Annotated in this window: 17 protein-coding genes; 9 read left to right on the top strand and 8 right to left on the bottom strand. The window is 34.3% G+C overall.

Going from position 1 to position 20,293, the window contains the following annotated elements:
* Nucleotides 1-257 precede the first annotated feature (257 nt).
* The 4 genes from EG814_RS11515 (at nt 258) to EG814_RS11500 (ending at nt 8,268) form a co-directional block, all read left to right on the top strand.
* Nucleotides 258-1,880 carry a glycosyl hydrolase family 18 protein gene (locus EG814_RS11515; protein ID WP_125722022.1) on the top strand — a complete coding sequence of 541 codons (1,623 nt, stop codon included), beginning with the start codon at nt 258-260 and terminating at the stop codon, nt 1,878-1,880.
* Between the two features lie 274 nt (nt 1,881-2,154).
* Complete coding sequence (locus EG814_RS21200; RefSeq protein WP_235830963.1) at nt 2,155-5,019, top strand: RICIN domain-containing protein; 2,865 nt, start codon at nt 2,155-2,157, stop codon at nt 5,017-5,019.
* A 457-nt stretch (nt 5,020-5,476) separates the two neighbouring features.
* The gene (locus EG814_RS11505) at nt 5,477-7,408 is read left to right on the top strand and encodes a metallophosphoesterase family protein (RefSeq protein ID WP_125722020.1); all 1,932 of its coding nucleotides are present in this window, start codon (nt 5,477-5,479) and stop codon (nt 7,406-7,408) included.
* 491 nt (nt 7,409-7,899) lie between these two features.
* Nucleotides 7,900-8,268 (top strand): SpoIIAA family protein, encoded by a 369-nt coding sequence (locus tag EG814_RS11500; protein WP_125722018.1) that lies wholly within the window; start codon nt 7,900-7,902, stop codon nt 8,266-8,268.
* Nucleotides 8,269-8,342: 74 nt separating this feature from the next.
* Here the strand turns inward: EG814_RS11500 and EG814_RS11495 are convergent, their stop codons facing one another.
* From EG814_RS11495 to EG814_RS11485, 3 genes are read right to left on the bottom strand one after another with little or no spacing between them, the layout of a single operon-like run.
* Nucleotides 8,343-8,618 carry a PrgI family protein gene (locus EG814_RS11495; RefSeq protein WP_125722016.1) on the bottom strand — a complete coding sequence of 92 codons (276 nt, stop codon included), beginning with the start codon at nt 8,616-8,618 and terminating at the stop codon, nt 8,343-8,345.
* Nucleotides 8,619-8,655: 37 nt separating this feature from the next.
* A complete protein-coding gene (locus EG814_RS11490) occupies nt 8,656-9,054 on the bottom strand; it encodes a hypothetical protein (RefSeq protein WP_125722014.1) in 399 nt (132 codons plus the stop codon).
* 30 nt (nt 9,055-9,084) lie between these two features.
* Nucleotides 9,085-9,576 (bottom strand): hypothetical protein, encoded by a 492-nt coding sequence (locus tag EG814_RS11485; RefSeq protein ID WP_125722012.1) that lies wholly within the window; start codon nt 9,574-9,576, stop codon nt 9,085-9,087.
* Nucleotides 9,577-9,860: 284 nt separating this feature from the next.
* Between EG814_RS11485 and EG814_RS11480 the strand changes: the two genes are divergently transcribed.
* Complete coding sequence (locus EG814_RS11480; RefSeq protein ID WP_125722010.1) at nt 9,861-10,334, top strand: CinA family protein; 474 nt, start codon at nt 9,861-9,863, stop codon at nt 10,332-10,334.
* A gap of 83 nt (nt 10,335-10,417) precedes the next feature.
* On the opposite strand, the gene EG814_RS11475 is transcribed toward EG814_RS11480, so the two are convergent.
* Nucleotides 10,418-11,332, bottom strand: a complete 915-nt coding sequence (locus EG814_RS11475; protein WP_125722008.1) for a DsbA family protein — start codon at nt 11,330-11,332, stop codon at nt 10,418-10,420.
* Between the two features lie 280 nt (nt 11,333-11,612).
* On the opposite strand from EG814_RS11475, the gene EG814_RS11470 reads away from it, so the two are divergent.
* From EG814_RS11470 to EG814_RS11455, 4 genes are all read left to right on the top strand, one after another.
* The gene (locus tag EG814_RS11470) at nt 11,613-12,362 is read left to right on the top strand and encodes a DKNYY domain-containing protein (RefSeq protein WP_125722006.1); all 750 of its coding nucleotides are present in this window, start codon (nt 11,613-11,615) and stop codon (nt 12,360-12,362) included.
* Between the two features lie 80 nt (nt 12,363-12,442).
* A complete protein-coding gene (locus EG814_RS11465) occupies nt 12,443-14,950 on the top strand; it encodes a DUF1963 domain-containing protein (protein ID WP_206430304.1) in 2,508 nt (835 codons plus the stop codon).
* Nucleotides 14,951-15,039: 89 nt separating this feature from the next.
* Nucleotides 15,040-15,519 (top strand): TlpA family protein disulfide reductase, encoded by a 480-nt coding sequence (locus EG814_RS11460; protein ID WP_125722005.1) that lies wholly within the window; start codon nt 15,040-15,042, stop codon nt 15,517-15,519.
* A gap of 6 nt (nt 15,520-15,525) precedes the next feature.
* Nucleotides 15,526-16,140: a thioredoxin family protein gene (locus tag EG814_RS11455; RefSeq protein WP_125722003.1), complete on the top strand. Its 615-nt coding sequence runs from the start codon at nt 15,526-15,528 to the stop codon at nt 16,138-16,140.
* A 150-nt stretch (nt 16,141-16,290) separates the two neighbouring features.
* On the opposite strand, the gene EG814_RS11450 is transcribed toward EG814_RS11455, so the two are convergent.
* The 4 genes from EG814_RS11450 to EG814_RS11435 form a co-directional block, all read right to left on the bottom strand.
* A complete protein-coding gene (locus EG814_RS11450; RefSeq protein WP_125722001.1) occupies nt 16,291-17,517 on the bottom strand; it encodes a PQQ-dependent sugar dehydrogenase in 1,227 nt (408 codons plus the stop codon).
* Between the two features lie 354 nt (nt 17,518-17,871).
* Nucleotides 17,872-18,165: a DUF3861 domain-containing protein gene (locus tag EG814_RS11445; RefSeq protein ID WP_125721999.1), complete on the bottom strand. Its 294-nt coding sequence runs from the start codon at nt 18,163-18,165 to the stop codon at nt 17,872-17,874.
* A gap of 175 nt (nt 18,166-18,340) precedes the next feature.
* Nucleotides 18,341-19,072: a LytR/AlgR family response regulator transcription factor gene (locus EG814_RS11440; RefSeq protein ID WP_125721996.1), complete on the bottom strand. Its 732-nt coding sequence runs from the start codon at nt 19,070-19,072 to the stop codon at nt 18,341-18,343.
* The gene (locus tag EG814_RS11435; RefSeq protein ID WP_125721994.1) at nt 19,069-20,118 is read right to left on the bottom strand and encodes a sensor histidine kinase; all 1,050 of its coding nucleotides are present in this window, start codon (nt 20,116-20,118) and stop codon (nt 19,069-19,071) included. Before EG814_RS11435 ends, EG814_RS11440 begins: the two co-directional genes overlap by 4 nt.
* Between the last annotated feature and the right edge of the window lie 175 nt (nt 20,119-20,293).

The raw sequence follows: 20,293 nt of genomic DNA, 5'->3' as shown, positions 1-20,293 counted from the left end.
TTTTAAACACATATAAACATAGTTCCGAAGCGTCGGAAGAAAGTCTATAAAGGCATTTCACTTGTTTAAATAAACATAGCGCTGTGTGCAGAAGCTTTATCTAAGTTTTAAAACTTTGACATAGTCTCTCTCAGCTATGTATTAGAAACGAGTTTCTTTCTAAAATTCTTTTCACAAAAAAAGGAAAATCTATGTTTCTATGTGTTTAAAATTTAAAAGTTTTACCCCAAAACTATTAATCCTTAAAACAAATTATTATGAAAAACAATTACAGAAGAATGTCGGCAAAATGGCTTCTCATTCTGGCATTAGGTGTTTTTAATTTGACAATAGCGCAGAAAAAGGTAATCGCTTACATTCCAAACTGGATCGATTTGAATTCATTTTCCAATACAATTCAATACAATAAATTAACACATATTAATATTGCTTTTGAAAATCCCGATGCCAATGGTTATCTATCTTTTAATTCGGGAAGCAATGCAATAATAAACGCAGCTCATGCTCAAAATGTGAAAGTTTTTGTTTCGCTTGGAGGTGGTTCTGTTTCAGAAGGCGGTGCGATTCGAGATAATTATTTCAATTTAATTACACCAGCCAACAGAACAGCTTTCGTACAAAAAATATACGATTATGTGGTAGCGCATAATTTTGACGGAGTCGATGTAGATTTGGAAGGTCCTGCCATTAACGGCGATTACGGCGGATTTGTGATTGCTCTGGCGAATAAACTTCATGCCAACGGAAAGTTGATTTCGGCAGCACTTTCAGAAGGATATGGTGGTGCCAATGTACCTTCGTCTGTTTTTTCGGCTTATGACTGGATCAATATCATGGCATACGATGCAACAGGACCTTGGGCACCAAACAATCCGGGACAGCATTCTCCGTACAGTATGGCGGTAAATCAGTTTAATTACTGGACAGGACGCGGATTACCGGCAAGTAAAGCCGTAATCGGACTTCCGTTTTATGGTTACGGATTTGGAGCTTCTGCTAATCAGGGAATTTCTTTTGCGAATATTGTAGCCCAATATCCGGGATCAGAAAATCAGGATCAGGTAGGAAATACGATTTATTATAACGGAATTCCGACTATTAAACAAAAAACAACTTTTGCCATTCAGAATGCGGCAGGAGTTATGATTTGGGAATTATCGCAGGATGCAACAGGTTCAAAATCACTGCTTACGGCTATTGATCAGGTGGTAAAAGGAAGCAATCCTCCAGGAACAGGAACTTTAATTCAGGCAGAAAATTATAATACCATGAGCGGCGTTCAGACAGAACCAACAACCGATACCGGCGGCGGATTAAACGTAGGTTATTGTGATACTGGAGATTGGATGGCGTATTATAACATCAACTTTCCAACTTCGGGTAATTATGTAATAGAATATCGTGTGGCAAGTGCTGTAAACGGAGCCAGAATTTCATCAGACTTAAATGCGGGAACGATTCAGCTTGGAACCGTAAATGTACCCAATACTGGTGGGTGGCAGAACTGGCAGACGGTGACACAAACAGTAAACGTAAATGCAGGAACATATAATTTCGGAATCTATATTCAGGCTTCTGGAGCGAATATTAACTGGTTTAGAATTACAAAATCGGCTTCTGGTTTGGCGGCAAAATCAGCTCCAGCAGATTCTATTGAAAATTTAAGCATTTACCCGAATCCGACAGAAACGCAACTTTTCTTTTCGGCTGAGGTTTCTGATGGAAATGTCAATATTATCAATACAGAAGACGGAGCAACGGTTTCTTCTCAAACGGTGAATAATAACAGTATTGATGTTTCAACTTTAAAAACAGGAATTTATCTAATTTCAGTAGAAAAAAACGGAATCAAAACGGTGAGACGTTTTGTTAAGAAATAATTTTTTTTCCGCAAATAGTATAGCCACAGATTAAAGGATTTTTTGGATTAAAATAGTAGCCACGACCCGAGCGATAGCGAATAGGCGAAGCAATTTCACGAATCTCCACGAATTTTTATTTAGGTGATTGTTGGAAATTTATTAATTGGAGATAAAAAAATCTATTTAATCTTTTAATCTGTGGCAAAAAAAATGTAAAAATTTGCACGCAAAAAATTAGAGAAATTAGTGGCAAACAAACAACAAACAGTTTACCTCATTAACCCCAAATTATATGAAAAACAACTACAAATTCCATTTTAGTATTTTACTGTTTCTCGTTTTCGGAAGCTTTGCTATAGCGCAGACTTCTCTAGGATCGAGTAAAACATTTATGAATAATTTAAAGAATAGACTTGCAACTTCGGCAACAGGAAAAAGTATCGAAAAAACCGTTTTACTTCAGGCAGAAAAAGCAACCTTTAACGGAAAAATAAACTACAAAGAATCCAATGAATCAAGCGAGTTTCTAATAGGAGAAATTAAAAACATAGCCGAATCTTCCTTTTATATCAAAGTAAAAGACAAATCGCTAGAAGGACATATTCTTCTAAAGAAAACTAGAGAAGCCTACAAATACTTTTCTGATGCAAAGGGAAACGCTTTTGTCGAAAAAGTGGACATCAACACTTTGGTTTGTATCGATTATAAAAATGTTCCAACAAAAGACAATACCACAAGTAAAACTGCTGCTGCGCCAGAAATTGCTCAAGCTTTATTAAACCTACAAAGTTTACCAGGAGCGGCAGGCTGTATAATGCTGGATTTTGACGGTTATTATATGCCGGCAGGAAATCTTTGGAACAACGGAAATGCCATCAATGCAGCGCCATCAGGCATGAACGACGCGGCGGTACAACAGCATTGGGAAGTAGTTTCAGAAGATTATCGTCCGTTTAACGTAAACGTTACTACAAACGAAGCCGTTTTTAATTCCTATCCGAGAAACCGAAGAATGCGTGTCGTAGTGACACCGACCAATACCGCAGCGCCAGGAGCGGGTGGAGTAGCGTATATAGGTTCTTTTAACTGGGATAATGATGTTCCTTGCTGGGTATTTATCACTTCTGGAAAATCGGGTGGAGACGCTTCTTCTCATGAAGTAGGGCATACTTTTGATTTAGGTCATGACGGACGCACCAATCCTGCTGAAGACTATTTCTTAGGTCTTGACGGAACTTCTTGGGCTCCGATTATGGGGGCAGGTTATTACAGACCTGTTGTACAATGGAGTAAAGGGCAGTACAATTATGCTAATAACTTGCAAGATGACGTTGCTATAATTGCCAGTGCCAAATTTGGCGTTGGATATCGTGGTGACGATTACGGAAATACTACGGCTTCTGCAGCTACTTTAGATTATAACACAAGTGGACAGATTAATCAGAAAAATGGAATTATTTCGAGTGAAGCCGATTATGATTTCTTTACGTTTACAACTGGAGGCGGAAATGTTTCTATTAACGTCAATACGGTTTCGAGAGACGGGAATCTTCATCTTTTAATTCGATTGTACAATTCGGCGGGAGCAGAAATGGGAACGTATTGGAATTCTGATCCGTTTGCTTTAAATGCTTCTATGAATGTCAATCTTCCGGCAGGAAAATATTTTATAGGAGTTGACGGAAACGGTGCAGGAAATGTTGGCGCAGGTGGTTATTCGGCTTATGGTTCTATCGGAAGTTATTCGATTACAGGAACTATTCCGCCGGGAGGAAATATAGCGTCTTCTACCGATGTAATTACCGTTTATAAAGATTGTAACTACACAGGATTTTCAGGAGGTTTAACAATTGGTGATTATAATCTGGCACGATTAAATTCTTTAGGAGTTTTAAATGATGATATTTCGTCGCTTCGAATTACTCAAGGATATCAGGCTATTTTATATCAAGACGATAATTTTGCAGGAGCTTCAACGGTTATAAATTCTGATAATTCTTGTTTAAATACCACTTGGAATGACAAAGTAAGTTCCATTAGAATTATTGCAAACGGAATTGCGACTTTAGGAAACCAGACCTTCTTTCTTCAAAACAGAAACAGCGGTTTGTATCTAGATGTATGGTCGGCAAGTATGGCAAACGGAGCAGGAATTAATCAAGGTGGTTTGACTTCTGGGAACAATCAGAAATTTACATTTACACATTTAGGAGACGGAATGTATAAAATCATTGCCAATCACAGCGGTCAGTCAATGGACGTAAATGGTTTTAATAAAGCAAATGGTACACGTGTTGAACAATATCCGTATAACGGAACTACAAATCAGCAGTTTATTCTGGTTTCTACAGGAGACGGTTTTTATAAAATTGTTGCCCGTCATAGCGGAAGAATTGTTGAGGTTGCTGGTGCAAGTACTGCTTCTGGCGCCATTGTACAGCAATGGGACAACAACAACCAAACTTGCGGACAGTGGAAACTGATTCCTACGACAACTTCTCAAACTTCAACTTTAATTCAGGCCGAAGATTACTCAGCAATGAGCGGTATCCAGGTCGAAGCTACGACAGACACCGGTGGAGGCTCTAATGTGGGTTATACCGAAACCGGTGACTGGCTGGCTTACAACAACATTAATTTTCCAACATCGGGTTCTTATTTAATTGAATATCGTGTTGCAAGTGGTGTTACTGGCGGAAGACTTTCTTCTGATTTGAATGGGGGAACTATTATTTTAGGTAACGTCGATATTCCGAACACGGGAGGCTGGCAAAATTGGCAGACCGTAACGCAAACGGTAAACATAAATGCAGGAACATACAATTTTGGAATTTACATTCAAAATACCGGAATGAATATCAACTGGATTAGAATTACAAAAGTGGGTAACGCAGCGCCAATCGCAGCGACTTCTGAAATGGCACAACAAGAAAATAATATACTAATTGTATATCCAAATCCTGTTGTAGATTTATTATCCTTCACAACAGATGTAATTGGTGGTAAAACGACAGTTGTCGATGCACTGGGAACAGTTGTTGCTTCTCAAAATATAAATGAAAATAGTTTGAATGTGAGTCAGTTAAGTCGAGGGATTTATTTCTTAATTCTCGAAAAAGACGGCAAAAAAACAATTAAACGTTTTATAAAGAAATAAAAAGAAACCCATTTGCCATAATGGTTTTAAACACGTTACATTTTTTGGTTTTAATGTAATGAAAGGCTGTCAGAGATGATGGCCTTTTTTTGCTTCTTACGTAATTTTTTAAACGTAGAGAGCGCAGAGGTTTTTTTGTAAACTTTGTGGTGAATTTTAACGCAGAGGGCGCAAAGGTTTTTCGCAGAGAGCGCAGAGTCTTTAGTAGATTTGATAAAATCAACTTAAATTAACTTTGCGAAAAACCTCCGCGTCCTTTGCGTTAAAAAAATCACCACAAGCTTTGCGCACTTAGATTTATAAAATCCGCTTAAAAAGCTATCTGCGCTCTCTGCGAAAAACCTTTGCGTGCTTTGCGTTAAAAATTATGCGGTTAAAAAACATTATAATAACAGTAACATAAACTCCTTTCATCATTAAATCAATAAAATTGCTGTGCATTAAAAGTCCCCAATTTATGAGCCTAAAATTTACTTTTCGATTATTTCTACTTTACCTGCTATTTATTAATTATACACTTTCTGCTCAAAAAACAAAAAATCTCAACGGAACACAAATCGCCTTTTTATCCGATGTGCATTTGCAAGATTTATTTGGAGGATTCTCAGATTCAGATTATAAAGGTGTGCTGAACCCAAAAACGAACCAATATGCTTTGGTAAGAACCATGTCGTCGCAATTGCATTCTACACGAATTTTCAATGAAAACTATTTTGCTTTTTTAGCTGCTTTAGAAGATATCGCAAAGCGAAAAATAAAGTATGTTGCATTGCCAGGCGATTATACAGACGACGGACAGCCGATTCATGTTCGCGGTTTAGCTAAAATTTTAGAGCAATATACTCAGAAATACGGAATAGAATTTTTTATTACCACAGGAAATCACGATCCAGTTGGACCTTTTGCACAAGAATCTGGTAAAGAAGATTTTTTAGGAAAAGAAGGGAAAAGCCAACCCATTTATAGCAAAGACGGTTTATATAAGCCCAATTTAAACATCGAACAGCCTGTTGTAGTCACAGCCGATATTGCTAAAATGGGTTATTTAGGAATTACGGATAATCTCAAAGATTTTGGTTTTCATCCAAATAAGATAAATAAATTTTGGGCAACTCCATTTTCGAATTATTCAAGTGAAAATTATTCGTTTGATAAAGCTTTAGAAAGTGCAAAATTAGCCAATCGTGTCTATGAAGTCGCACCAGGTTACGAAGTGCCAGATGTTAGTTATGTTGTAGAACCAATTGACGGACTTTGGTTAATGGCAATTGACGGAAACGTATATATTCCGAAGAAAACGGATGGTGATCCGAAAGATTCTAAAAGTTATTCAGAAGCAAGTACGGGATATAATAATGTGCTTTCAAACAAAAAACATTTGATTAAATGGGTTGAAACTATTTCGGCGGAAGCCAAAAAACGAGGAAAAACGCTGGTTGCTTTTAGCCATTTCCCGATGATTGACTTTAATGATGACGCTTCTGCAGAAATAAAAGAACTTCTTGGCCCAAATAAATGGCAGTTAAACCGAGTTCCGGTCGAAGAAGTGGCGCAGGTTTTTGCCGATGCAGGATTGAAGATTCATTTTGGAGGACACATGCATATTAACGATACTGGAGTTAGAACTTCACCAAAAGGAAATACTTTGGTAAATGTGCAAACACCATCGCTAGCGGCTTATATTCCAGCTTATAAATTACTGACTTTAAAGAAAGACAATGTTATAGATATTCAAACCATTACGATTGATAATGTTACGAGATACGACGAGCTTTTTGATTTGTATAAAATGGAATATCAATTTTTGGAAAGCCAGAACAATAAAGATATCTGGAACATTGCTATTTTAAAAACTAAAAATTACCACGATTTTACCGATTTTCATTTGAAGGAACTAGTTCGTCTTCGTTTCTTAAAAGACGATTGGCCTTCAGATTTTGCCAATTTCTTATTGAATGTTTCGGCGAAAGATTTATTGGTTTTAGCAAACATACAAGCAGATAAAGATTTTGATTTTATTTTGAAAAATAAAGAGCAGTTTCATAAAGAATGGAAAGAAGCGGAAACGAAATCTGAGCAGGTTTTAGTAAAAAACAAGATCAGAAAAACAGATTTTAATTGGTCAGGAAATGATCTTTTAATTGATTTTTACCGTTTTAGAAGTGCTGATGAATTGGCTCTTGCAGATGTTGGAATCGAAAGAGCAAAACAATATAGAGTTTTATCAGATTTGTTTTTAGAAGGTTCTAAAAGTGATCTTTCAAAAGACAATCTGATTCAAAAGAAAATGAAGTTGTTTTTAATAATCTTCAATAAATTTATGCGTGAAGTTCCCGCAGATTATTTTTCTGTTGATTTGAAAAATGGTGAGGTTAAGAGTTTGAAGTAGTTTTCCAATGCTTATTTTAACGCAGAGGGCGCAAAGTTTTTTACGCAAAGCTCGCAAAGAATTTTAATTTGAGGTATGCTCTAGAGCAAAGTTCGCAAAGCTTTATAATTTAGCTTTGCGAACTTATTTATTTATTTATTTATTAAATTTAGCTTAAAAACTTAGCGAGCTTTGCGTAAAAAACTTCGCGCCCTCTGCGTTAAAAAAATATGATAATAGCAGATGCACTGCAATGTTTCTCTACAAAAAAATCTTTATGGGTAATTTTTTCACAATAATATACAATCACAAACGATATCCGTAATCAAAAAAAACTTTGTTCCTCTGAACCTCTGTCCCTTTGTCCCTCTAAAAAAAACTTTAAAAAATATAATAAACGATTAGTTAAATGTAAGTAGTATCAAGTTGATAATGAGTATATTTGAGTAGATATTGACATATTAAAATGTTTAATATGAAATTTAAGTAAATAACTCAAAATATAAAAAATCATGATACATCAAATCGATACGACAGACAATATTGTTGCCTTTAGAGCATTGGCAGAAGTAACAAAAGAAGATTTTTTGACCACAGTGATTCCAGCCGTTGAGCATTTGGTAAAGCAGACCAACGAAATTAATTTTTTACTGGTTTTAGATACTGATATTAAGAATTTTACAGCAGGAGCGTGGCTAGAAGATGGACTATTGGGCCTTAAACATTTAGGAAAATGGAACAGAGCCGCAATTGTTACCGATACAGATGAAATTATCTCTTTCACAAACGGATTTAGCTATATTGTTCCAGGCGAATTTCGTGGTTATAAAAAAATAGATTTTAATAAAGCACTAAATTGGGTAGAAGGGAATATTAACTAAATCTCAGTAGATACAAAAAAGAGCGCTTATTAATGACATAAGCGCTCTTTTTTTATGGTAGGTATTTTAACCAATTAATGATTGTATTCGATACCGCTGCTTGAGATCGCATCGGTTTTTTCTTTTTTAATTTCGCAGTATTTTTTATAACCCGCTGATGCTAATATTGGTAATGCTAAACCGCCTACTACAGCTCCAATTTTTGGATTCCCGGTTTTCTTTAAAATAGCTGCAGCCAAAAGAGCACCAACTCCTGCGCATGCTAATTGCTTTACCGATAGATTTTTATTATTTAATGTCTCAGGTGTAATTCCGTGTAATAATGGGTCTATAAAATTCATATTCTCCATGATGTCAATTTATTTTAATTATACTTATTTTATTTTTTTAATTTATATTATTGTCGCTGTCAGTTTCGCTTTCAATTTTCTGAATCTCAACTTTTTCTTTCTTGATAGCTTGACGCAATAAAGCAAAAAGGCTCATGTATACGTTTGCTATAAAAACTAGAGAAAACCCTGCCAAAATATAGCCTCTCCAGTCATTTAACAAAAGTTTATAATCGCAAAGAATAAGAAAGGCAATTGTAACGTAATGACTAAAGCAGTATTCGCAAGTGAGCAGATAAAAGAACTTTCTAGATAATAGGTATCTGTCATTTTTAGAATGTCTGACACACCATTCGTGAGGTTCTCTAAAAATCTCTTCATGTGTTACCGTCCAGCTAATGCAGGCAATTGGAATTGCTAATACAAAGAGCCAGAAAAGTTGAACTCCTAAAGCCATAAACATATCTTTTACAATTTACAAATTTTATTATTCTCTAGGATGATTTTCTGGATAATGCTCAGCATCAAAATCGTCTAAATTTTCAGGTGTGTCCCTATCCTCGTCGATGTCGCTGTCTCTTCTGTTTTCTTGATCTAGATCAGGATCATAATCATCATTTAGATCGCGCTCTGTATCATCATTTGTGATGGCATCATCTTCATTTACAACTCTTTCTTCGTTCGGAATATTTTCTGATCTTACATTAGAATTTTTCTCAAAATCCTGTTCTGGATGAGATAGATCTTCAACAAATTCTTCTTGATATTGATAAGGATCTTCGTCTCTAGCATAATTATCATTATCTACCAATGTGTTTTGTTCGTAATGATCTGGATCGCTTTCACCAAATTCTTTATCATTTCTAGTTAATTCTTCTTTGTACTGGTCTTCATTTGCATAAGTTCCGTCTACAAGTGTATTTTGTTCGATATAATCAGGATCAAATTGACCATAATCATGGTTGTTTTGCTTTTCCATAATATTGTTTTTTGATTTGTTATTTTTAATTGACTTTTTAGTTTTTATAATCTTCTTTTGGCTTTTATTATTTAGAAGGCATATAGTTGATAAGCTTTGTTAAAAAGCTGCTTTTTACAAATTTACCATCTAAAGCGAAGGAATTCTTTATAAAAAAACTCATTATAATTGTATAATTAACAGTTACTTATAATGTAAATTTTGTAAGAAATTATGTAAATGTAATTTAAGTTAAGAATCTACATTTGAGATTAAAGTAAATGTGTAATTTAATCTAAATATATATGGCATCTGAGAAGGTCACGGCTTGCTGTCAGGCTTTAATTGAAAAAAACATGACTGTAGCATTTGCAGAAAGTGCTTCTGCAGGAAAAATGTGTTATGAATTTTCTACCGTTGTAAATTCTGGGAGAATTCTCATAGGAGGAATGGTCTGTTACCATTCTTCTATGAAAGAAGATTTATTACTCATTCCGTGGGGGACAATTGAACAATATAGTGCCGAATCTGCAGAAGTGACGAAGTTAATGGCACAAAATTTTTATCGGTATATTAATTCAGATATTTGTGTTGGTTTAACCGGATTAACGACTCCAGGCGGAAGCGAAAGTGAATCAAAACCAGTTGGGACAATTTTCATACATATTATTCTTGCCGAAAAACAAATCGCCAAACGTTACGAATTTAAAGGAACTCCAGAAAGTATTATCGACCAAGCCATAGATGTAGTAGCCGATTTGATTTTGAAAGAGATTTAGACAAAAAAAATAAATGCAAAAGCCGTAAAATTAAACTTTACGGCTTTTGCATTTTAGATTTATGCTTAAAGGGATTTTGTATTTTACTTTTTACTATAAAGAGAACCATTTTTAATTGTCTTTTTATCTAATAAACCTTCTTGATGCCATTGCTCTAAAATAGTTTTAGCCTCAGAAATTGATTTTTCTAAAATGACAGCATATTCTTTTGGCGTTAATGTTGGATAAATCTCGAATAAATCCAAAGGATTCTCGTTTTTAATATTTTTCTTCTTTGCTTCAGGGAACATTGCCAATAAAGCATTTTCATACGAAGTGTAAGGTTTAGAACCATAAACCGTCAGCTGATTGTTTGTCGCATCTGCAAAAAACAGCGTTGGAAAACCTCGTACTCCAAGACTTTTGCCTAAGTTTAAATCTTCTTGAAAAAGTTCTTCGGCATCATCATAATCGGCTTTTAGCTTTTCTACGTCCAAACCAGCAATTTTTGCAGCTTCTGCTATATTTTCCCATTTTGCTATATTCTTTTTATAGAGGTACAATTTTTCACGAAGAATACGCATAAAATAAACCGCTTTTTCTTTGCTCTGCATTTGAGCCGCTTTCATAGCAATACAAGAAGGATAAGAAGAATCCAGCGGATCCTCAATCCAAACATTACCATCAATTGGCATTTCGTAATATAAACTCGCTTCATCCCAATGATGGGCTACGTCAGAAGGTTTGCTAATTCCGCCACTGTTATAGCTCCAATCGGGCAATAAACCGCCCATTCTGTAATCAATTTCAAAATAGTCACCATATTCCAGTTTTAATTTTCTAAGCTGAGGTTCAATTCCCCAGCAAGAAGAGCAGATAGGATCAGTGTAATAAATTATTTTAACTGGTTTATTTTCTGTTGGAATTGCTACTTTTCCATTCGATTTATCGCCAACAGGCATCTCGCACATTCCACTTACAGGATCGCACAATAGCGGATTTGTTTTGTCTTGACTCATTTTTGAATTTGTTTGAGATTGGCAGCCTAAACTGCAAATCATGATTAGTAGTAGCGACAGTATTTTCATCATTTTTGTGTACTCTCGAAATTTATGTATCGCTCACAAAGTTGAGATGAATATCCTTGCGAGTCAATTAGTCAAAAAAAGATGACTATAAAAATTGTGTAGCTCTAAATCAATCGTTATTTTTATTAGGAAAGCAAAACCTTGATGAAAAAGTAATGATAAGCTTATATAAAAGCTGTATTTTAACATTTGATAATTAAAACAGAAGAAAATGATTAAAGAATTAGGACACGGTTATAAAATCATTGATAATAAATTTGTTCTTTATTATGAAAGCGAAGTCTTTAAAAAACTGTATAAAACTATTGATTTTGATAGCTTTCAAATCATTGCGACAAATGCAGAAACAGAAGATGATTATGCTTCTACGATTTATTTTGCAGATAAAAATCACATCTATTTGCAAAGTGCATTTTGCAGTTTTTGTATTGTAGAAAATGCTCTTCCCGAAGATTTTAAAGTTCTAGATATCAAAAAAGGATATACTTTCTCTAATGGAAATTATTATCGACATAGCGATAAAATGCCTTTTGATTATAGTAAAGCAAAGTATCTTAATGATTATTATGCAATTGCAGATGGAAAACTATATTTTGGAGATACCGTACTTGTCGAAAATGTAGAGCTGGAATCTTTCACAATTCCACATTCCGAATTAATTGGAAATCTTGCAAAAGATAAAAATCATGTGTTTTTTAAAGGCAAAATAATTCCCGACGCAAATCCAGAGACGTTTAAAATTCTGGAAACCTGTCTTGACGGAACGTATTATCTGGAATGCGATAATGCTTTTTATGCGAAAGATAATCAATACGCCTATTTTATCAGAACAATCAGTGATGAGGTAAAAGTCATAAAAACAAAAAGTTTAAACGATTTTCATTTCAAAGTAATCGAAGAAAGAGGTTACGCCTTCGATAAAGAATACAGTTATTATATGGGCAAACGAACTAAATTATAAAGAAATCACCATTTTAATATACACGAGAAGCCGAAATAGGTGATTTCAAAAATTATTAATATAAGCCAAAATATTTTTTTATGTCAAACAATACGAACCATCAAAAATTTGAAACCGAAACATTCTCTCTTTTAATTCCTTCTGTTTACACCGATATGCAAGTGGTTTGGGAAAGTATTCGCGCGGCTCACCAACAGTCTGACGATGATTATTTATCGTATGCTACTACAACACTTATTCCCGCAGCATTTTTTAATGAATTTCCTGGAGAAAATATTGTTTCGCGTTTTTGGGAATCTTGTAAACCAAAAGATCAAAATATAGAATTGCTAACAGAAAAAAATGTTTCCGTAGCTGGTCAAGACGTGCCGGTACAGCTGATGAAATCTGAAGATGATATTTTCTATTATTGTAGTATTATTCAGATCAATGATCAATTTTGTTATATTTTTAAAGGGGATTGTAAAATAGAACAGCGAAGTTTTTATGAGCCGCTGTTTGATGAAATTTGGCAAAGTTTGGAATACTTTGGAAATCCTCAGGAATCAATAGACAAACTTCCGTCATTTTTACTTGATTTTTATTATCATAGAAAATCAGAAAATAATTTAAGTTTTAGTGATGAGGAAGAGCAATCAGAAGAAAACAATATTCCTCTGGTTATAGAAGAATTTTCTATTCCAGAAGACGGCAAAGAATATTGGATAATTGATGATCTTGAATTACAATTTTTGCCCGAATGCAGTACATCGGTAAATGGAACTTTGTACGTTAATTTAGAAGGTAAAATTCCTGAATTTGATGAGAAAAAGCACGGTTACGTAATAGATTCCTATAATGGGGCAGTAGCATTAAATTTTTCTCTTGGTCAGATCTACAATCAAGGAATACCTACTGGTGTAATTCCGTTTGAAAAAGGCCGTGACGAAAGTCATAAACATTATTTATGGGATCGAGGCTTTAAGTATTCACTTGGTTTTACCGGAAATGTTACTTTAAAAGACGGATGGGTAGGATTGAATGGTTATTTGGAAGATAAATGGGAACCGAAAAGATATAAAGTCAGTTTAGCCAAAAAAATAGCTGTAGAAGAATTAGAATGGGAAAAATATGATTTTACGATGTTCCAAGAACTGGAAAGGACTTCACTCAAAATCGTACGTCATTTAAAGTTAAATAATCCTGATGCTTTCGAATTTAGAGAATCGGTACGCGATTTGGTTTATTTGGAAACGCTCACTATAGATTTTACAAAAGATGCTGCAGAAGCTGCCGACTTTATTGAGATTCCGTCTTTTGTAAAGCATTTTAAAGAGTTAAAGAAATTGTGGATCTCAGGCGCGACTTCTTTAACTAGATTACCGCAATGGATTGGAGATCTTCGAGAGTTAGAATCTATTTTGCTGACCAATAGTAAAGTAGAAGCAATTCATCCTTACACATTTAATTATCTTTCAAAATTAAAATACTGTTTCCTTCATAACAATGAGTTGTCAAGCACCCCTGATAGTCTGCCAGATAGCTTAGAGACATTAGATTTGCAAGGTAATAAAATCACAAGTGTTTCAGAATCAATTACTCGACTAAAAGGATTAAATCGACTGAATATTACCGACAACCCAATTTCGTGGCTTCCGCCTGGTTTAGAAAGTATTCCGAATCTTATTTTAGAATTGGAAAAGAAAATGACTTTACTGGATTATACTTATAAAGGTGCAGATAATAAGGGAATAATACCATATGACGATGAACTATTTTATGCCCGTAATGATTCGGATTTGAAATCCAATCTTGAAAAAGCCATTAACGAAATAAGTTTGCAGGAATATGAAAAGGGACTTTCTAAAATTGCGCATCATTCTGTAAATTTTGTGACTACCGATCCAGATTTGTACGATGAATTAGGAAACAATCGCTTTGGCGGTCTTCCTGATCTTCCTGTAGCAATAGAGTATCCTACAATTGCAATCGAAGAAGAAACAAAAGGATATCAGTTTATTGCTCAGATCAATTGCGAGTCTATTGCCGTTTTACAGGATTATTTGCCGCGCACTGGAATGCTTTATTTTTTTATTAGAGATCAGGAAGATTTGGATCCGAAAGTCATTTATTATGACGGGGAAATTGCCAATCTAAAATCAGCAAAAGAATTGAATATTGACGAAGAGTTTATTTATGATGAATCAGGTATTTACCCTCCATTTAAGACCAATTCGGCAAAATGTGTAAGCCTTCCTTCGTTTTATAGTGATGAGCATTATTATAAAGATATTGCGCCTGAGCTAAAGGAATTAGAAGAGAAATATGAGGAAGCAGAGGCACTCCAGGAATCTCTTCTGCCTTTTGGCACAAAATCTTCTCACGGAATTAATAGTTATGTTTTTAAACAGCATGATTCACCAGAAATAGAAGCAGTTAATGCAATGAAAGGAAAACCAGAAGAATGGATGGTTTTATTGCGAGTAAGCAGTGACAATAATCCAGGCTTTAATTTTTGGGATGCGGGAGAAATTTATTTTGTAATCCACAAAAGTGATCTTGCCAAAAAAGATTTTTCAAATCTATATTGCGGATTAGAATCAAGTTAGTATGCTGCATTAATCTTTCATTAACAAAAACTAATTTGACATTGGTTTATATTTGTAAGAAACAAATTAATTTTAAGATCAAAAAGTCTATGAAAAATAAACTTTTAAAAATCTCTTTTCTTCTGTTTTTATTTTTTTCTATAAAAGGATACAATCAGAATGTGAAGCTTTTAACTATTAATGAGCTCAACGAAAGAATTAGGAACGGAAAAGACAGCACTTATGTGGTTAACTTTTGGGCAACGTGGTGCGCGCCATGCATTAAAGAATTGCCACATTTTGAAAAATTAGCAGCAGAAAATAAATCAGAAAAGCTGGCTGTTTTACTGGTAAGTTTAGATTTTAAGTCGAAACTAGCTTCTAATGTAATTCCGTTTGTAAAAAGGAAAAATTTAAAAAATGAAGTTTTTCTTTTAAACGAAAGTAGTCCGCAAGAGTTTATTGACAGAATAGATCCGACTTGGTCAGGAAGTATTCCGGCAACGCTTTTTATAAAAAATGATAAAAGAAAATTTGTAGAAAGCGAGTTTACCTACGAACAATTATTAACTGAATATAAAAAACTTTAAACCATTATGAAAAAAATAATCTTATTACTAGCATTGGCATTTTCTGCTTTTCTATCTCAAGCACAAAATGCAGTAACCCTTAAAGCGGGCGACACGGCTCCAGATTTCAAACTGAAAAATGTAGACAACAAAGACGTTTCTTTTAGCACTTTTAAAGATGCAAAAGGCTATATTGTTGTTTTTACTTGTAATACTTGTCCGTATGCAATTGGATACGAACAGCGAATTATTGATTTGGATAAAAAATTCAAATCGCAAGGATATCCAGTAATTGCTATAAATCCGAACGATCCAGAAGCTTCTACGGCTGACACTTTTGCTAAGATGCAAGATTTGGCAAAAGACAAGAAATATTCTTTCCCTTATTTATTCGATCCAGGACAAAAAATTACAGACGAATATGGCGCAAAACGCACACCGCATATTTTTATCGTTTCTAAAACTGCAAAAGGAAATGTTGTAGAATACGTTGGTGCAATAGACAACGACCCAGAAGGAAACAATCCGCAGAAAATTAAATATGCAGAAGATGTAATTGCTTCTTTAAAAAGTGGCCAAAAACCAGCTGTAACACAAACTAAAGAAATTGGCTGTACAGTAAAAAGAAAAGCTAAAGCTTAAAGTTTTTTTGTTTCAGGTTTCAAGTTTCAAGTTTTAAGTTTTTATCGTTGTGTTAACTTGAAACTTTAAACCTGAAACAAAAAAACATAAAACATTAAACGCCCCATAATGGGGCGTTTTTTGGCATGTATAATGAACAAGTTTGCTTTTCTATTTTTTATCTATTTTATAAAGTCTTCCTTGATCGGTAACGGCGTATAATGCTTCATCTTTTCCTTGTATAATATCTCTAAATCTTTGTCCTTCACTGGCTAATAATCTTTCTTCTCCAGCTACTTTATTATCTTTAATAGCAAGACGTACAATATGCATACCACTTAAAGCACCAATAAAAAGATTATTTTGCCATTCTTTAACTCGATTTCCTGCGTAGAATGTCATTCCGCTTGGCGAAACAACAGGATCCCAATAGTAAACAGGTTGTTCCATTCCGGTTTGTTGTGTAATACCTTCACCAATTTTTGCACCACCATATTCTATTCCATATGTAATGGTAGGCCATCCATAATTGGCTCCAGGTGTAATTCTATTAATTTCATCACCGCCTCTTGGACCATGCTCACCTTGCCATAATTCACCTGTTGTTGGGTGAATGGCTAATCCTTGCGGATTTCTGTGTCCAATAGAATAAAGCTCTGCTAAAGCGCCCGACTGTGTAAATGATGGATTTCCAGAAGCAGCTTGTCCATTTGTTGTAATACGGACAATTTTACCCAAACTGCTAGTAACTGACTGCGCTAAAGGACGTGCATCTATATCAGATCTTTCGCCAATGCTGACCAATAAATTTCCAGTTTTGTCAAACAAAATGCGACTTCCGTAATGTTTTGCACTCTGATGAGGTGTATTTGAACGATAAATAACTGTTGCATTTTCAATTGCAGCATAGTTATCAGAAAGCCTTCCTTTTGCGACAGCGGTAATATTTCCTCCAGCGACAACTTCAGAGAATGTCCAGTAAATCATTCTATTGGTTTCAAAAGCCGGGTCAAGACAAATTCCTAATAAACCACCTTGCTCTGCAGGATTTACGGCAGGAACTCCTGTTATGGCATTACCCACAACTCCTGCTTGGGTAACAATTTTCATGTTACCTCCTTTTTCAGTAATTAAAAGACGTCCGTCAGGAAGATAGGCAATTCCCCATGGAGCGCTTAGACCGTTGGTGATAACTTTAGATTCGATTTCGGTAGTGGTCTGAATACTTCCCGCTCTAGTTTGTCCAGAAAATGCAGGCTGGTAAGAAGTGTTTGGTGTTTCATTTTCTACAGGTGGCCCAGTAGGTCCGACATTAGTGTTGTCATCATTGTCATTGCTAGAGCAGCTTCCTAAAGCCAGCATTCCAACAAGAAGAAAAATACTTTTTTGAATTATCATAATCATTCATTTTAATGGTTAAAAAATAAATTAACATTCCCTAATATCTAGAAAGTGAAAATTATTTTTTAGAAATTCATTAAAAATGAAATGGTCAGCTTCAAATGAAATTCTATACTTTATTTTCAATTAAGATTATCTAAATGCTTGCAACATTTTATGTGAAGTAAAGAATTTCTTTTAACAGAAATTAAACTTCTTTTTGGAAAAGCATTTAGTGGGACATGCTTAATTGAAACGGAATATTGTTTTGAAATATTGCCAGTAAGAATTGGATTATCTTTTTCTTAGCAGAAATTTAACATTCAGCAAAAGAGAGAATATAAACAAGAAGTCTTGTTTTTAAAGGAGTTTTTAAAGACTTTTTAATTTTTTCATAAAGACAGGAAAAACTTCATTTAATTCTTCAAAAAGAGGGTTTTTGCGATTTTTTAATTTGATTTCACTGAACAATTTTAGTCCCAAAGCAAACTGAACCGCTTCAGAATCGTCTGCAAAAATGTTTTTTGATTTGATTTTTTCGATAATTCCAAAAATTTCGTCGTGATTGTCAAATTGAATTCCTAATTCTTTTGCTGGTTCTGTTTCTCCATTTGCATATTCCTTTAGACTTAAAGTAAGGTAATATTTGTTTGATCTTTTTTCCATTTTGTTATTCATTATTTTTCTAACACATAGAAACATAGATTTTTAAATTCTCAAAAGAGCAGTAAAAAGAAATCTATTTCTATCACATAGTTATTCTCTGTGTTTTTTTTAAAGTGAAACGCCTTTTTAAGATTACAACACTATGTTTCTATGTGTTTAAATTTTAAGATTTATTTTATTTAAGCCACTTATCGACCATAGTTTTAAAGGCTTCTTTGTATTGTTCGCCGACTGTGATTTCTATTTTATCGATAAAGATGGAGTTTTTGCTAATAGCACTTATTTTGTCTAGCGAAACAATAAACGAACGATGAACGCGCATGAATTTTGAAGATGGCAGTTTTTCTTCTAATGCTTTAAGCGAAATTAAAGACATTAACGCTTTTTGAGAATCTTCTAGATGAACTTTTACATAATCTTTTAGACTTTCTATATAAGTGATATCTTTCAGAGAAATTCGAACCCATTGATATTCAACTTTCAAAAAAATAAATTCATCATCTGCGGCAATTGCTGTAAAGGTAGAATTGGCCTCTTCTGTTAATTGCAAAACTTTGCTGGAAGCACGAAGGAATTCTTCGTAGCTAAAAGGTTTTAAAAGATAATCTACAGCATTTACACGATAGCCTTCAATGGCATAATGATTATAAGCTGTTGTAAAAACGATTTTTGGCAGCGGCCCGGCTTGATCTTGTAAAAGCCTCGCCAATTCCATTCCGCTTAAATTGGGCATATTAATATCCAAAAAAACGAGATCAGGTTTGGTTTCCCTAATGATTCCCATTGCATCTACAGCATTGTCACAAGACGTTATTAACTCTAAAAATGGAGTCTGATGTATAAACGTTTCTACCAGTTTTAAAGCCAATGGTTCATCATCTACTGCTATACATTTTAATATGGTCATTGCTCTAAAGTTATTTTCAATTTAATTTTATAAGTTCCTTTATCGGTTACCCCAAAAGACATATAATGCTGATTAGGATAAATAAGCTGCAGTCTTCTTTTGGTGTTAGACAAACCAATTCCGCCTTCTTCTGAAACCGATGTTTTTTCAAAAAAAGTATTTTCTACTTCAAATTCTAAATGAGTGTTATTTTGCGAAAGCTTAATCTGAATTTCGCTTTTATCTGTTGCATGAACACCGTGTTTGAAGGCATTTTCTACTAAAGGTAGTAATAACATTGGTACAATGGGATAATCGTGCAGTTTTTCAGGGATTTCTGTCGTTATAGTTAGTTTGCTATTGGCACGAAGTTTCATTAAAGCGATAAAATCTTTTAAGAATTCTACTTCTTTAAGTAAGGTCGTTCGTTCGCCTTCTGTGCTGTAAAGCAGATAGCGCATCATGCGGCTTAAAGTATGAAGAGCGTTTCTAGAATCCTCAATATCAGTATAAGTTAAAGAATAAATGCTATTGAGCGAATTGAAGAAAAAATGCGGATTGATCTGTGCTTTTAGCATAGCCAATTCAGCCATAGTTTTGTCTTGCTCTAATTTTTGTTTATGCTGAGCTGCTTTCTGCCAATGCGTTAACATGGCCCAGCTCGTACTAATTCCTAAAACAAGAAGTGTTAGCGTAAAAACATAATTGTCAAAATAAGGATTTCTGTATTTTGTAAAACCTATCGCTTTGCTAATTTGATGATGAAGATCGGTTTGAGAAGTATAGCAATAAGCTATTATTTGCATGGTAAGAATTGTCAGAAATGCCCAAAGTAAAAATGGAGAAGTATTGTCTTTTATAATCGTTTTTGGAACGACGATTTTTGCTGTCGAATAAAAAATGACAATTAATAAAAAGAGTATAATACTTTGCCAAAGCCAAAATACAGACGGCAGTACAACATTCCAAGTTAATGGTATATAAAACAACATAATATAGCCCAATAAGAACCATCCGAGAATGTGTAATCCGGTGAATAAATAAGGTCTAAAAAAGTTGATTGCCATTGTGTTTTGTGATTTTAAAGGCAATATTACATTTTATTTACATACAAATTTTGAGCAATCGCTAAAACCGAATTCAGAGTCTCTAAAAAGCATTTTAGAGCCGACGGGACAATATTAAACACTTGTTTAATATTTTAAAAAATCCCATCGGTTGTCATCATGCCTTTATCGATTG

The sequence above is a fragment of the Flavobacterium ustbae genome (genome assembly GCF_003946915.1).
Lineage (GTDB): Bacteria > Bacteroidota > Bacteroidia > Flavobacteriales > Flavobacteriaceae > Flavobacterium > Flavobacterium ustbae.
This window is presented reverse-complemented; position numbering and strand designations above follow the sequence as displayed.

Bases quoted from the DNA above. Each gene is read 5' to 3' on its own strand.
- EG814_RS11490 (WP_125722014.1), bottom strand. From the start codon at position 9,054: ATGGCTTTAGGAGTTCAACTTTTCTGGCTCTTTGTATTAGCAATTCCA.
- EG814_RS21200 (WP_235830963.1), top strand. From the start codon at position 2,155: ATGAAAAACAACTACAAATTCCATTTTAGTATTTTACTGTTTCTCGTT.
- EG814_RS11495 (WP_125722016.1), bottom strand. From the start codon at position 8,618: ATGGAGAATATGAATTTTATAGACCCATTATTACACGGAATTACACCT.
- EG814_RS11470 (WP_125722006.1), top strand. From the start codon at position 11,613: ATGATTAAAGAATTAGGACACGGTTATAAAATCATTGATAATAAATTT.
- EG814_RS11505 (WP_125722020.1), top strand. From the start codon at position 5,477: ATGAGCCTAAAATTTACTTTTCGATTATTTCTACTTTACCTGCTATTT.
- EG814_RS11450 (WP_125722001.1), bottom strand. From the start codon at position 17,517: ATGATAATTCAAAAAAGTATTTTTCTTCTTGTTGGAATGCTGGCTTTA.
- EG814_RS11455 (WP_125722003.1), top strand. From the start codon at position 15,526: ATGAAAAAAATAATCTTATTACTAGCATTGGCATTTTCTGCTTTTCTA.
- EG814_RS11460 (WP_125722005.1), top strand. From the start codon at position 15,040: ATGAAAAATAAACTTTTAAAAATCTCTTTTCTTCTGTTTTTATTTTTT.
- EG814_RS11445 (WP_125721999.1), bottom strand. From the start codon at position 18,165: ATGGAAAAAAGATCAAACAAATATTACCTTACTTTAAGTCTAAAGGAA.
- EG814_RS11515 (WP_125722022.1), top strand. From the start codon at position 258: ATGAAAAACAATTACAGAAGAATGTCGGCAAAATGGCTTCTCATTCTG.
- EG814_RS11435 (WP_125721994.1), bottom strand. From the start codon at position 20,118: ATGGCAATCAACTTTTTTAGACCTTATTTATTCACCGGATTACACATT.
- EG814_RS11500 (WP_125722018.1), top strand. From the start codon at position 7,900: ATGATACATCAAATCGATACGACAGACAATATTGTTGCCTTTAGAGCA.
- EG814_RS11475 (WP_125722008.1), bottom strand. From the start codon at position 11,332: ATGAGTCAAGACAAAACAAATCCGCTATTGTGCGATCCTGTAAGTGGA.
- EG814_RS11480 (WP_125722010.1), top strand. From the start codon at position 9,861: ATGGCATCTGAGAAGGTCACGGCTTGCTGTCAGGCTTTAATTGAAAAA.
- EG814_RS11465 (WP_206430304.1), top strand. From the start codon at position 12,443: ATGTCAAACAATACGAACCATCAAAAATTTGAAACCGAAACATTCTCT.
- EG814_RS11440 (WP_125721996.1), bottom strand. From the start codon at position 19,072: ATGACCATATTAAAATGTATAGCAGTAGATGATGAACCATTGGCTTTA.
- EG814_RS11485 (WP_125722012.1), bottom strand. From the start codon at position 9,576: ATGGAAAAGCAAAACAACCATGATTATGGTCAATTTGATCCTGATTAT.